We start from the raw sequence: 13,396 nt of genomic DNA on the forward strand, positions 1-13,396 counted from the left end.
CGTAAATGATTCATGGCTAACTAAATTTTACATCTCACAAAAAAAAGAAATCAGTAGTTTACAATTGCATCAGGATTTAAAAAACACTTAGTAAACATTTTAAACTTAAAAAATAATAATCTAAAAAATAATTGTTTAAATTCAACATGTTAGTCATAATTTTAAGCTGTCAAAAAATGCTAATATTGGAATAAGGTGTTCGATTGTAGTCTCCGCGAATTCACAAAACCCTGAAAATCAATAATTTTAAATATTTTTAATTTACAAACTACTGATATATAGATGATTAAAATCATTCGACTCGTAAAGTAATGAAAACACAAATTATTAATTATGAGGCTGGTTGGGTTCGCCTATTTGGAATATAATTGATTTAATACTGGTCTAAGATTACTGATTTCAGCTATCAGTGATAAAAGAAAAATAAAAAAGTAAATAGCTCATTAGTTTTTGTCTTTTCTTATGATAATCATAAAGTTTAGTATTAATAGCGCCTTAAATATACTCCCTTCTAAACAAAAAAACATAGCTATCTGATTTTAAACACTATGAACCTACTGTTTGTAAATTGTCCGGTCAAATTCACAAAAGTAAACGCAATTATCACATTATTTGATAATTGCGTTTTTTATTTTATCATATTTAGCTTTCATTAATTTAAAAGTAAGTAGTAAATTTATAAAATTTTTATTTCTCCTAAATATACAAAGCATTGGAAAAAAATACTTCTTACCTTATATCTTTTTTACTATTATTTATTTGTACTATTCCTATTTTTGGTCAGGTACAAAAAGACACTACAGCACTTTCTGAAATTATTCTGCAGGCATCACCTATTAAGACCTCTATTCAAAATACTGCGGCATCTGTATCATTTATTGGGAGAAAAGACCTCAACAAAAGTGATGGTGTAATACTCACCTCCGTTTTAAATAAAATTCCGGGAGTATATATGCAACAAGGATCCTTGAACACCAATAGAATTACGATTCGGGGAATTGGAGCTCGATCACAATATGGAACCAATAAAATAAAAGCCTATTTTGAAGATATTCCATTAACCAGTGGCGAAGGCGAAACAGTAATTGAAGATATTGATTTAGAATCCATAGCAAGTATCGAAATAATCAAAGGTCCTAATTCTACCAGCTTTGGTTCTGGATTGGGTGGCGTGATTCATTTGTTTGCAAGAGAAACTGCTTTTCGGGAATCCTTTGCAAAATCGGTAACCACATACGGTAGTTTTGGATTGGTAAAACAAAGTCTTTCAGCGGGCTATAGTGATGCTAAATCAAATCTATTTTCTAGCTATACACATTTACAAAGTGAAGGCTTTAGAGCCAATAGTACCTATGACCGAAAGTCATTTAACGTACATGGGAAACAAAAAATAACTGCAAAAGGTAATTTGACCTATTTAGGGATTTTCACCCGTCTAAAAGCTTTTATCCCCAGTTCTTTGAATGAAAATGATTTTACAAATCATCCCGAAAAAGCTGCGACTACTTGGGCTGCGGCCAAAGGAAATGAATCCTCTGATAAATTCCTGATGGGAATTGGATACAACCATCAGTTTTCAAAAAAATGGTCTGCCAAAACGAGTGTTTTTGCCAATTTCAGAAAGGCAAATGAAGACAGACCTTTTGATATTTTAGAAGAAAAAATAAACTCCTTAGGATTTAGATCTACGATAAATTACAAAGCCAATTTATTTTCTTTGCCTTTTGAAGCAAGCGTTGGAACAGAATTCTTATCTGAAAAATATGATTTTTCTCTTTTCAAAAATTTATACTTATTGCAACCCGGTCAAGGAAGCATTACGGGAGCTAAATTCAGTGCTATAACCCAGAAACGGAATTACATCAATTATTTTTTACAAATAGAACTTCAACTTTCGAAAGAGCTATTTTTAGAAAGCGGTCTGGCATTGAATACAACGAAGTATTCTTTAGAAGATGTTTTTCAACACAACACTCTAAACCAAGAACCACCTTATACTTTCGGAAATGTTTGGTCGCCAAGAATCGGACTTTCTTATAAAATTGCTAAAGGTGCAAACATCTATTCCTCAATCAGTAAAGGATTTTCAGCCCCCTTAGTTGCCGAAACATTGACTCCCGAAGGGCAAATCAATACCAGTTTAAAACCAGAAATGGGATGGAATTATGAATTGGGTTTCAAAGGGAATTGGTTGGGTAATAAATTATATACTGAAATCGCACTTTATAGCACACAAATTACAAACTTATTGGTTGCAAGACGTACAGCCGAAGACCAGTATGTGGGGATTAATGCGGGAGAGAGTTCGCATGTTGGAACTGAATTTTCGGTAAATTATAGGCTTCTAAAAACTGCCAAATGGCAAGTTACCCCCTATTTTTCAGGAACGGTTAACAATTTTAAATTCAAGGATTTTGTGGATGGAAATGCCGATTATTCGGGTAACAGACTAACAGGCGTTCCTAACGTCCAATGGAATTTGGGCGTAGATTTGAATACAGAAAGCGGTTTTAGTTTGAATACTTCTTTTAGAAGCGTGGGTAAAATTCCAATGAATGATACAAACTCAAAATATAGTGATGGCTATAAACTGTTGGATATTAAAGCGGCTTATACTTTTAAAATACAAAAATTCCTCAAAGCGGAATTGAGTACTGGAATTAATAATGTAACGAATACCCATTATGCAGCTAGCATTTTACCTAATGCCGTTGGTTTTGGGAGCGTACCTCCGAGGTATTATTACCCCGGAAATCCTAGAAATTTTTATGGTGGCATTGCTGTTTCCTATGTTTTTTTATAAGCAATTTACGAAATCTAAACTTATATAATTTTGGTTTTCTTGCAATTAAAAATTCTGTTTCTTTCCAAATAAGTTGTTTTGACTATCTTTAAAAAACTAAAATAGAATCATGCAAAAACAATCTTATAAAAATCATATTCGGTTTTATCCACCTCATCATTTTGTTTATTATCCCATTATAATGACATTTCTGGCCTTCAGTGTTTATTTTACTTTTACCTCCGAGGACAATTTGATTTGGGCTTTTATCAGTGTTATTTTTGTTGTTCTGTTTTGTCTGGCTTTCATGTTGCGCCAACATTACGCACTGACTTTGCAAAACCGAATTGTACGATTAGAGCTTCGGTACCGCTATTTTTCTATAACAGGAAAAAGATTGGAGGATTTTGAACAACAATTAAATGACGACCAATTATTTGCTTTACGGTTTGCACCAGATGAAGAACTTCCTACACTCATGGAAAGAACGTTGAATGAAAATCTTTCAGGAAAAGCGATTAAAAAAGCGATTATTAATTGGAAAGCAGATTTAGATAGAGTTTAAAATTTTAAAATAATTATTACAAATTCTGAATTGTATAGCTATAGAATTTGTTTCTTTGCTGAAAAGCATAATCGCTTCTAACCTGAATTTAAAACCCATAAATGCCCGAATATTTTCTAGATATTGAATACAACAACATCATTTATAGTGAAGAAGAAGTCAATTTTAAGGAATTTGAATGTTGCACTTTTACCAATTGTAATTTCTCCCAATGTATATTTCTGGATGTCACTTTTATTGACTGCATTTTCAATGATTGTACTTTCAGCCACGCCAAAATAAATTATGTAGCCTTTAGAACCGTGACTTTCAATCGGTGTGAAATTAAAGAGGTGAATTTTGCCATGTGCGACAAATTAATTTTCGAAATTGCTTTTACAGACTGTATTTTGGATTTCTCCAAGTTTTATACCTTAAAAATCAAAGGAACATCCTTTACCAATTGTAGTTTAATTGCAGTAGATTTTATGGCCACAGATTTAACCGAAGTTATTTTTGAAAATTGCGATTTATACCGTTCTGAATTTGCAAAAGCAATTGCTAATAAAGCTAATTTCAAGACAAGCTACAATTATACCATCGATCCGAAGACAACAAAATTAAAAAAAGCCGTCTTCGCTTTAGAAGGATTAAAAGGATTGCTTTACAAACATGATATTATAGTACAATAATTATAGCTTTTTTTCCATTTTGAAGTCTTCCATCAAGTACCCGTTACCAATCTCAATATTTTCTTCGGCAATGATTTCAAAACCTAATTTTTGATAGAAAGCTATTGCTTTATTAAAACGATTTACGTTTAAGGAAAGTGATGTCGAATTATTTTCGTTGGCTAATTTTTGTACCGCATCAATTAATATTTTGCCAATTCCTTTTCCTTGTGCTTCTGGCAAAATATAAATTTTATGAATTCGGGTTACCGCTTCACTCTTATAATTGTGCTCGATTGCTATAAATGCTAAAACTGAAGTTTCTTCATAAGCAATATAAAACAATTGCTCTTGGTTTTGAATTTGTTTTATTAAAGATTCATCTGAATAAATCAAATCCATCATATAGTCTAATTGTTCTTTTGACAAAATTTCACCATATGTTATCGGCCAAGTTTTACTGGCAATTTCCTGAATTATATTTAAGTCAGCAATTGAAGCTTCTCTTATTGCAATCATTATAATTATTTATTAAAATTAAAGTAAATCCCCTTTGGGAATAAAAACATAGAATTTAGCCCCTGTTCCAGGCTCTCCTTTTACTTTTATAAATCCTTTGTGGTTCTCTACAATTCTATTACAAATAGCCAAACCAAGACCGGTTCCTGAATATTTAGGATCTGTTTCTAAACGTTTGAACAAAAGAAATATCTTTTCAGAATATTCCTGTTTGAAACCAATTCCGTTATCCTCAATGGCAATTTTATAATAATCCGCTGCATTCGCTATTTTATAATCCACTGCTTCTTTTTCAGTAATTTCTTTAGAAGCGATACTTATTTGAGGCGGCACATCATCTTTACTGTATTTAAGAGAATTAGAAATTAAGTTTATAAAAAGCTGCTTCATCTGAAACGGTATTACTTTGATCGTTGGCAAATTTCCAACTTGAAGGGTTGCTTTTTTCTCTTCAATATTAGAAGATAAATCTTGAAGCGTTTCGTCTAATACCTTATTTAAATCCGTTTCTATAAAAACCTTATCTCCTTTTATTGTTCTGGAATAGTCGACTAAATCTATTAATAAGGTCTGCATTCTATTAGCCGCAACCCGAATTTTAGAAAAATAGTCTTTTCCTTGTTGGGTTAGTAAATCCAATTCTTTTTCTTCTAATCTGGAAATAAACATTTGAATCTTACGAAGCGGTTCCTGCAAATCATGACTCACTATATTGTTAAAAGCTTCGAGTTCTTTATTGATATATTTAAGCTCTTTATTATTTTCCTCTAATTCAAGTGTTTTTTTGTATTGGTTTGTAATGTCACAATTTACCCCTATTTTAATTAAATTTCCATTTCCATCATTAGTAAAACTTCCTACACCCAAAATGTATTTCACCTCTCCTTTTGGAGTTAAAAATCTAAATATCATAGAAGTAGACTGGTGATTTATTAACGAATCTTTATGCACTTTCGTTACATAAGCTAAATCATCAGGATGAATATATTTAATTGTATTTTTTATATTGGGTTCAAATTCATTGGGTTCAACCCCCATTAGACGGAACAAATTATCTGAAAAAGTATAAGTGTTAGTTTCCAGATTAACCATCCAATGTCCGAAACCAGCAGTCATTTCAGCAGTATTGTACGACTCGTTAAGCAGTTTTAATTTATCATTTGCTTTTTTGAGTTCATCAATATCTACATTCATTTTATTGAATGATAACAACAATATTAAAAGGGAAAGAATGACTAATAAAAAGGCAGTTATAATGGAATCTCGCAATTCAAACTGATGACTGTCATTTTGAAATTTTGTTTTTGCACTTTCCGAAAATATTATTTTAGTGACAAAAGATTTCATCATTTCAGTAACCTCACTACTTTCAAGCAACTTAGCATTTAAGTATAGTGGTCCTGAATTTTTACTTTTAGCAATAATTAACGTTTGTCGGAATAGCTTAAATCTGTAATCAATGATTTTTTTAAGTCGGTCAATATCTTTATTTCTGGTCGGATTCTTCGAAGTCAACTTTTTTAATTTCTCTAAGTTTTCTTCAATTCTACCTCTGCTTAAAAAACGGTCTTCTAAATACGATTCATCTTTTGTAATAATATAACTTCGTAAACTCGTTTCATAACTACTGATTACCGATAAAAGTTTTTCTAATTCAAGTTGAGTTTGATTAGAATTTGCAATTAACTCAACCGTTGAATCAAGCTTTTTCATTTGGGAATAAAACATCGAGGCTATATAGCAAACCACAACAATTGCAATAGCTAAAGCTATTTTAAACACTTGAGCGTTTTTATATAGTCCTAGAATTTTCATTTACCCTCTTTTATATGCTGAAGAAAAAAGTCTCTATATTTAATCCTGAGGTATGAAATTGCCAATTCATATTTACAACTTCCTTAATCACTTTTTTCAACATTGAAAAATCGTTTGGCTTTTTGATATAAATATTAGCACCCTCTATAAACGTATCCTCAATATCTTTTTCTGATGAAGAAGTAGAATATATGGCAATAGAAACATCTTTAAAACGAATATTTGCTCTTATTTCTTTCAGACAATCTATTCCGGTTTTTCCTGGCATATTTAAATCGAGAAATAAAACATGCGGCAACCTAATATCAGGATGTACTAAATAATCCATTAGATCTTTACCGTCTTTAAACAGAGTCAACTTATTATTCATTTTAAGCTCCTGTATAGCTTCACTAAAAAATGTGCGATCATCTTCGTCATCGTCAGCTAAAAGAATATGCATTGAATCTTGGTGTGAGATCATAAAATATCGGGGGTTATTTTGTGTTTTTATTTATTCATTATTAGCTAACTCTCTTCTTTTACCTACAATTCTTTTAAACATGGAAGGTGTTAATCCTGTTACCTTTTTAAATTGAGTTGATAAATAAGCGACGCTGCTATAATTCAGTTCATGAGAAATCTCAGTTAAAGTGAGCTTCTCTTCAATTATTAATTTCTTTGCTCTTTCAATCTTTTGAATAATAATAAAATTCTCAATTGACGTATGTGTATATTCTGAAAAAACATTTGTAATATAACCATATCTAAAGTTCAATTTATCCGATAGATACTGAGATATTGTTACGTTAGGAAATTTATCCTTTTCATAGACAATTTCAATTATTGCATCTTTAATTTTTTGAATTAATTGCCCTTTTGGGTTATCAATAATATGAATCGCATACTTCTTTAAACTGTCTTGAAGCGCTGTAAAGCTATCTTCTGAAACGTCATCACCGATTTCAATTTGTCCTAGATCTAAAAGTTGATATTTAATATCTAATTTTTCTAATTGATCTTGCAATATCGCCCTGCAAGCAATATTTCCATCATAATTAAAATTGAGCTTCATAGCAATAAACAATCGTTAAAGTTAAAATTAAACGCTAAAAGTAAATCAAAAATTATTAATCCATAACAAATAATTAAATTTAAATGTTAAACATTGATTTCTTTAAAACACAAAAAATATAAAAACCTGATTATTAATACTCTTGAATAAATCAGACGAATTTTAAATAAAAATCAAAAATACTACAATTAAAATTATCCATGAATTGTTTCACTTTTACCGTAATTTGTTATAATATTTTCTTCGAATTCAAGCCATTCTCTCCAACGTTTTTCGACATCAATTCCTACTCCATATTTTCGGGCATAAGTTATAAAAGTAGTATAATGACCCGCTTCACTTTCCATCAAATCTCTATAGAAAACAGATAATTCTTCATCTTGGATGTTTTCTGAAAGTACTTTGAAACGTTCACAACTTCTGGCTTCTATCATTGCCGAAAACAATAACCGTTCCACTAAACCTGAAACCCTGCTTCCATCACCACTTTTCTTCATGTACAAATACAATTCGTTCACATAATCATCTTTTCGTTCGCGTCCTAACTTCAAACCACGCTTGATGATGATGTTGTGTACTTGCTCAAAATGGTCGATTTCTTCTTTGGCCAAAGCCAATAAATCCTTCACTAAATCTTGGTGTTCCGAGTTGTTAGTGATAATTGTTATGGCATTTGTAGCTGCTTTTTGTTCACACCAAGCATGATCCGTCAAGATTTCCTCAATGTTTTTCTCTACAATATTCACCCATCTCGGATCGGTTGGTAATTTTAATCTTAGTACAGACATTACAAAATTTGTTTAAAGTTTGAAAAAAAATAAGGTTTAAAGTTTCATTAAAAATGAAAAAGTTTAAAGTTCAAAATTTTGTGGTACCTTTTCGAAACACAAAACTTTAAACTTTAAACCTTTAAACTTTAAACTAAAAAAAATTAATATACGAAAATAGCTCTTTCGCTCATCATTTCGTTTACTTCAGCAGCTACTGCTTCGATAACATCTTCGTTAGTGTGATCCACTAGCACTCTATCAATAAGAGCAACAATAGTTTCCATATCTTCTTCAACCAGACCACGAGTGGTAATCGCTGCAGTTCCCACACGAATTCCTGAAGTTACAAATGGTGATTTATCATCAAATGGAACCATATTTTTATTTACCGTAATTTCTGCTTTTACTAATGCATTTTCAGCATCTTTTCCAGAAATATTTTTGTTTCTTAAATCAATCAACATCATGTGGTTATCTGTACCTCCAGAAATGATTTCATATCCTCTTTTTACAAAAGCATCCGCCATTGCGTTAGCATTTTTTTGTAATTGTAAAGCATAAGTGAAAAATTCATCATTTAATGCTTCGCCAAATGCCACCGCTTTAGCAGCAATAATGTGCATTAACGGACCACCTTGATTTCCAGGAAAAACAGCTAAGTCTAATAGTGAAGACATCATTCTGATTTCTCCTTTTGGAGTAGTTAAACCAAATGGATTTTCAAAATCTTTACCCATTAAAATTAAACCTCCACGAGGACCACGTAATGTTTTGTGTGTTGTAGTAGTTACAATATGGCAATGAGGCAATGGATCGTTCATCAAACCTTTTGCAATAAGACCTGCAGGATGAGAAATATCCGCCAATAAAATAGCACCTACACTATCAGCAATTACTCTGAAACGCTCAAAATCCATATCACGAGAATAAGCCGAAGCTCCAGCGATGATTAATTTTGGCTGTTCTTTTGTTGCTATTTCTTGAATTTTATCGTAATCTAATCTTCCAGTTTCCTTATCTACACCATAGAAAGAAGGCGTATATAAACGTCCAGAAAAATTTACAGGAGAACCGTGAGTTAAATGTCCACCATGTGACAAATCAAAACCTAAAATTTTATCTCCTGGTTTGATACAAGCGTGATAAACTGCTGTATTCGCTTGTGAGCCTGAGTGTGGCTGCACATTTGCGTAAGCAGCACCAAATAATTCTTTGGCTCTGTCAATAGCAATTTGCTCAATAACATCAACTACTTCGCAACCGCCGTAGTATCTTTTGCCAGGATATCCTTCTGCATATTTATTGGTTAAAACAGAACCAGCTGCTTCCATTACTTCGTCACTTACGAAGTTTTCCGAAGCGATAAGTTCTAATCCGTGTATTTGTCTTTCTTGTTCTTCTAGAATAAGGTCAAAAATTTGTTCGTCGCGTTGCATTTCTTTGATTTTCGTTAATATGTTGCAAAAATACAAAAAAACGTTTGGTTAATAGTTAGATTATAATATATTTGATGAGTAATTTTCAACAAAATAATTAACATCAATATGCCTATAACAGCCAACAATACTAAAAGAAAATCATGGTTAGAAGTAGCTCCAAGCAGCGATTTTCCCATTCAAAACATTCCTTTTGGTGTTTTTCTTACCAAAGAAAACATAGTGACGGTGGGGACTAGAATTGGAGATTTTGCAATTGATTTGGGAGCTTTACAGCAATTAAATTATTTTGAAGGTATTGAGCTGACGGATGATATGTTCATGCAAGACACTTTGAATGATTTTATTTCGGATGGCAAAAAAACATGGCGATTGGTTCGAAATCGCATCGCCGAAATTTTTGACGAAAAAAATCCAAAATTAAGAGATAACACAAAAGACAGAGATATTGTCATCTTCAAAATGGAAGATGTAGAAATGCAATTACCGGTACTAATAGGTGATTATACGGACTTCTATTCCAGTAAAGAGCACGCAACTAATGTAGGAAAAATGTTCCGCGATCCAGAAAACGCGTTATTACCTAACTGGCTTCACATCCCTGTAGGCTATCACGGAAGAAGTTCTACAATAGTTCCTTCGGGAATTCCAGTACACAGACCAATGGGACAAACATTGCCAAATGGCGAAACTACACCTGTTTTTGGCCCTTCCCGTTCCGTAGATTTTGAATTGGAAACTGCTTTTATAACAACCGACGTCAATATTATGGGAGAAAATATTCCTATAAATGAAGCCGAAGATTATATTTTTGGAATGGTTTTATTGAATGACTGGAGTGCCCGCGATATTCAAAAATGGGAATATGTACCACTAGGTCCATTTTTGGCCAAAAACTTTGCCACTTCAATCTCCCCTTGGATTGTAACTATGGATGCTTTGGAACCGTTTAGAACTAAAGGTCCAAAACAAGAACCTACTCCGCTACCATATTTACAACAAAAAGGAAAGCATTCTTTCGACATCAATTTAGAAGTGGCAATTCAACCTGAAAATGCTACAGAAATTCTTGTCTCTCATTCTAATTTTAAATATTTATACTGGTCAATGTGCCAACAATTAGCACATCATACCTCTAATGGTTGTCGCGTAAATTCGGGTGACATGATGGGATCAGGAACAATCTCAGGACCAACCGAAGATAGCTTTGGCTCTATGCTGGAATTAACTTGGGGAGGAAAAAATCCTATAAAAATGAATGACGGGACAGAACGTAAATTCATCAATGATAACGATACTGTAATCATGAAAGGATTTTGTCAAAACGGACAAGTTCGCATTGGTTTTGGCGAAGTTTCCAGTAAGTTGCTTCCACCATTCGTAAGAAAATAAAAATTAAAAAAAATACTTTTCAAAACCTAACATTTATTCTATTTTTGTTAGGTTTTTTTATGGCATTGTTTTTAAAATTTGAATTTTAAAAATAGGATTACAGCTTCAAATAAACCCCTACTTACTTTTGCTTATGAAAAAAATTACTTTTTTATTATCACTGTTTATTCTTGTTTCGTCTTGTGGCGTAAAGCAAACTCAAAACTTATTAAGTTCCGGAAATTACGATCCCGCAATTGACAATGCCATTTCTAATTTACGAACCAATAAAGACAAAAAAGGAAAACAGGAATATGTTTATTTACTCGAAGAGGCTTTCGCCAAAGCCAAAGAGCGTGATTTGAATGCGATAAACATATTGACAAAAGAGGCAAATCCGGCGCAATTAGAAAAAATGTACACCACCTATATACAATTGAATAACCGTCAGGAAAAAATCAAACCAATACTTCCTTTAAAATTAATTAAAGAAGGCAGAAACGCCATTTTCCCTTTTGACAATTATAATAACCAAATTGTAGACAGCAAAAATGCCTTGTCAGCTTATTTATATGCTAATGCAAAAAAGTTAATGCTCACTTCAGACAAGATGAATTTCCGCAAGGGGTATGATGATTTGGATTATTTGAATCAGATAAATCCAAATTACAAGAATGTTTTGCAACTTATGGATGAAGCTAAATTCAAAGGTTCTGATTATGTTTCGGTTTACACCAAAAATGAAACCAATATGATTATTCCAGCTCGCCTGCAAAATGATTTATTGGATTTTAGCACCTATGGCTTAAATGATAAATGGACCGTTTACCACAGCAACAAACAAAAAGGAATTGATTACGATTATGGTATGATGATTAATTTTCGCCAAATTTATATTTCACCCGAACAAATCAAAGAAAGAGAATTTGCAAAAGAACGCATCATAAAAGATGGGGTAAAAAAACTGATTGATGCGAATGGTAAAGAAGTGGTAGACGAAAAAGGAAAAGTCGTTATGGTTGATAATCTTAGAACCGTAAATGCCCGTATTTATGAATCGAGACAATTTAAATCCTGCCAAATTACCGCAAAAGTAGATTATGTAAACTTAAGAAGCAATCAACTCCTACAGTCCTTTCCTGTGACAAGTGAGTTTACTTTCGAAAACATCTATTCAACCTATAAAGGAGACCGACGCGCATCTGACGATAATTATTACTCTTATTTTGATAAAAGAGCAGTCGCTTTTCCTAGCAGTGAACAAATGATTTATGACACTGGAGAAGATTTGAAAGCCAAATTAAAAGATATTATTAGTAGAAATAGATTTCGAAATTAATTGGTTAAATAAATAGAAAAATAACGACTCCCTGAAAATAAATAACTTCAGGGAGTTTTTAGTTTACAGAAAACAAACATTGTATTAAATTTTTGTTACAAAAAATAAAACAAGCCTTGTGTTTAAAAAATAATTGTATTTTTGCACCCATGAATAATATAAGTGTACATATAACTTCTATATCACGGACAAACAGACCTACGGCTTCTCCCGAAGTACGGATGCTATAATCATAGTACCCACAACGTGTTTTGTTTTTGTTTTTATTCATTTTTCATATATACCGTTTTGAAATTATCCCAGTTAACCGTTGGATTAGTATATCCTAAAAAAACTATATTTCCTTGCTCATTAGCCCATACAACGCTATGCTTAGGATCAATGTCTTTTTTTGCATCTATTTTAATTAATGGTATAACTCTTGTTTTTCAAGACTTGAATCCAACTCATTTTTTAACTCAAATAATCTCTTGAAATGAAAATTTCTATCATTGTAACTCAGGAAGAACATTATAAGTATTCGCAAGAAATATGCGATACTATTGAATCGTCCGCCTTATTGAGAGGTACTGGGATTGCTAAAAGAACTCCGGAATACATCCAAAAAAAGATGGAAAGCAAAGATGCTGTCATTGCATTAGACAATGGTAAATTTGCTGGTTTTTGCTATATCGAAAGTTGGCAACACGGAAAATTTGTAGCACATTCCGGTTTGATTGTACATCCTGATTACAGAAATTTAGGTTTAGCAAAAAAAATCAAATCATTTGTTTTTGATTATTCATTGGAAAAATATCCGGATGCTAAGGTTTTTGGAATCACGACTGGTTTAGCGGTAATGAAAATCAATTCAGATTTGGGCTACAAACCTGTCCCTTTTTCAGAATTGACCAGTGATCCAAGTTTTTGGAAAGGATGTCAAACGTGTACCAATTATGAAATCCTAAAAAGTAAAGACAACAAAATGTGCTTGTGTACGGGAATGCTTTATGATCCAAAAGAAAAGCCTAAAGACCCGCCTAAGCATCCATTTAATGTCAGAGTATTAAACAGATTAAAATCAATTAAAGAAGCCTTGTTCTTAAAAAAATAATA

The 13,396-nt window shown here is 32.2% G+C and carries 12 protein-coding genes; 6 read left to right on the plus strand and 6 right to left on the minus strand.

Annotated features, from left to right (window positions below; genetic code table 11):
- Positions 1-712 precede the first annotated feature (712 nt).
- From ACM55K_RS16095 to ACM55K_RS16105, 3 genes are all read left to right on the plus strand, one after another.
- Positions 713-2,803, plus strand: coding sequence for a TonB-dependent receptor family protein (locus tag ACM55K_RS16095; RefSeq protein WP_416851293.1), 2,091 nt, complete (start codon positions 713-715; stop codon positions 2,801-2,803).
- 109 nt (positions 2,804-2,912) lie between these two features.
- Entirely contained in the window at positions 2,913-3,347 is a 435-nt protein-coding gene (locus ACM55K_RS16100) for a DUF6526 family protein (RefSeq protein ID WP_416851294.1), read from the plus strand.
- A 101-nt stretch (positions 3,348-3,448) separates the two neighbouring features.
- Positions 3,449-4,018 (plus strand): pentapeptide repeat-containing protein, encoded by a 570-nt coding sequence (locus ACM55K_RS16105; protein ID WP_416851295.1) that lies wholly within the window; start codon positions 3,449-3,451, stop codon positions 4,016-4,018.
- Here the strand turns inward: ACM55K_RS16105 and ACM55K_RS16110 are convergent, their stop codons facing one another.
- From ACM55K_RS16110 to glyA, 6 genes are all read right to left on the minus strand, one after another.
- Positions 4,019-4,516: a GNAT family N-acetyltransferase gene (locus tag ACM55K_RS16110; RefSeq protein WP_416851296.1), complete on the minus strand. Its 498-nt coding sequence runs from the start codon at positions 4,514-4,516 to the stop codon at positions 4,019-4,021. It lies immediately after the preceding gene.
- A gap of 18 nt (positions 4,517-4,534) precedes the next feature.
- Positions 4,535-6,331 carry an ATP-binding protein gene (locus ACM55K_RS16115; RefSeq protein ID WP_416851297.1) on the minus strand — a complete coding sequence of 599 codons (1,797 nt, stop codon included), beginning with the start codon at positions 6,329-6,331 and terminating at the stop codon, positions 4,535-4,537.
- A gap of 10 nt (positions 6,332-6,341) precedes the next feature.
- Complete coding sequence (locus ACM55K_RS16120) at positions 6,342-6,773, minus strand: response regulator (protein ID WP_039110653.1); 432 nt, start codon at positions 6,771-6,773, stop codon at positions 6,342-6,344.
- Positions 6,774-6,824: 51 nt separating this feature from the next.
- The gene (locus ACM55K_RS16125) at positions 6,825-7,385 is read right to left on the minus strand and encodes a helix-turn-helix domain-containing protein (protein ID WP_416851298.1); all 561 of its coding nucleotides are present in this window, start codon (positions 7,383-7,385) and stop codon (positions 6,825-6,827) included.
- A gap of 194 nt (positions 7,386-7,579) precedes the next feature.
- On the minus strand, positions 7,580-8,173 hold the full coding sequence (locus ACM55K_RS16130) for a MiaE family protein (protein WP_416851299.1): 594 nt from the start codon (positions 8,171-8,173) through the stop codon (positions 7,580-7,582).
- A 143-nt stretch (positions 8,174-8,316) separates the two neighbouring features.
- Complete coding sequence (gene glyA / locus ACM55K_RS16135; protein WP_416851300.1) at positions 8,317-9,591, minus strand: serine hydroxymethyltransferase; 1,275 nt, start codon at positions 9,589-9,591, stop codon at positions 8,317-8,319.
- Positions 9,592-9,699: 108 nt separating this feature from the next.
- On the opposite strand from glyA, the gene fahA reads away from it, so the two are divergent.
- The 3 genes from fahA to ACM55K_RS16150 all read left to right on the plus strand — a co-directional run bounded on the left by fahA (position 9,700) and on the right by ACM55K_RS16150 (position 13,394).
- On the plus strand, positions 9,700-10,983 hold the full coding sequence (gene fahA, locus ACM55K_RS16140; protein WP_416851301.1) for a fumarylacetoacetase: 1,284 nt from the start codon (positions 9,700-9,702) through the stop codon (positions 10,981-10,983).
- 133 nt (positions 10,984-11,116) lie between these two features.
- Positions 11,117-12,301, plus strand: a complete 1,185-nt coding sequence (locus ACM55K_RS16145) for a hypothetical protein (protein WP_416851302.1) — start codon at positions 11,117-11,119, stop codon at positions 12,299-12,301.
- 475 nt (positions 12,302-12,776) lie between these two features.
- Positions 12,777-13,394, plus strand: a complete 618-nt coding sequence (locus ACM55K_RS16150; RefSeq protein ID WP_099715142.1) for a GNAT family N-acetyltransferase — start codon at positions 12,777-12,779, stop codon at positions 13,392-13,394.
- Positions 13,395-13,396 lie beyond the last annotated feature (2 nt).

The sequence above is a fragment of the Flavobacterium arabinosi genome (genome assembly GCF_048158725.1).
GTDB lineage: Bacteria > Bacteroidota > Bacteroidia > Flavobacteriales > Flavobacteriaceae > Flavobacterium > Flavobacterium arabinosi.

What these genes read in the sequence shown, in the direction of transcription:
- ACM55K_RS16100 (WP_416851294.1), top strand. Translation starts at nt 2,913, where the DNA reads ATGCAAAAACAATCTTATAAAAATCATATTCGGTTTTATCCACCTCAT.
- ACM55K_RS16105 (WP_416851295.1), top strand. Translation starts at nt 3,449, where the DNA reads ATGCCCGAATATTTTCTAGATATTGAATACAACAACATCATTTATAGT.
- ACM55K_RS16110 (WP_416851296.1), bottom strand. Translation starts at nt 4,516, where the DNA reads ATGATTGCAATAAGAGAAGCTTCAATTGCTGACTTAAATATAATTCAG.
- ACM55K_RS16115 (WP_416851297.1), bottom strand. Translation starts at nt 6,331, where the DNA reads ATGAAAATTCTAGGACTATATAAAAACGCTCAAGTGTTTAAAATAGCT.
- ACM55K_RS16120 (WP_039110653.1), bottom strand. Translation starts at nt 6,773, where the DNA reads ATGCATATTCTTTTAGCTGACGATGACGAAGATGATCGCACATTTTTT.
- ACM55K_RS16125 (WP_416851298.1), bottom strand. Translation starts at nt 7,385, where the DNA reads ATGAAGCTCAATTTTAATTATGATGGAAATATTGCTTGCAGGGCGATA.
- ACM55K_RS16130 (WP_416851299.1), bottom strand. Translation starts at nt 8,173, where the DNA reads ATGTCTGTACTAAGATTAAAATTACCAACCGATCCGAGATGGGTGAAT.
- glyA (WP_416851300.1), bottom strand. Translation starts at nt 9,591, where the DNA reads ATGCAACGCGACGAACAAATTTTTGACCTTATTCTAGAAGAACAAGAA.
- fahA (WP_416851301.1), top strand. Translation starts at nt 9,700, where the DNA reads ATGCCTATAACAGCCAACAATACTAAAAGAAAATCATGGTTAGAAGTA.
- ACM55K_RS16145 (WP_416851302.1), top strand. Translation starts at nt 11,117, where the DNA reads ATGAAAAAAATTACTTTTTTATTATCACTGTTTATTCTTGTTTCGTCT.
- ACM55K_RS16150 (WP_099715142.1), top strand. Translation starts at nt 12,777, where the DNA reads ATGAAAATTTCTATCATTGTAACTCAGGAAGAACATTATAAGTATTCG.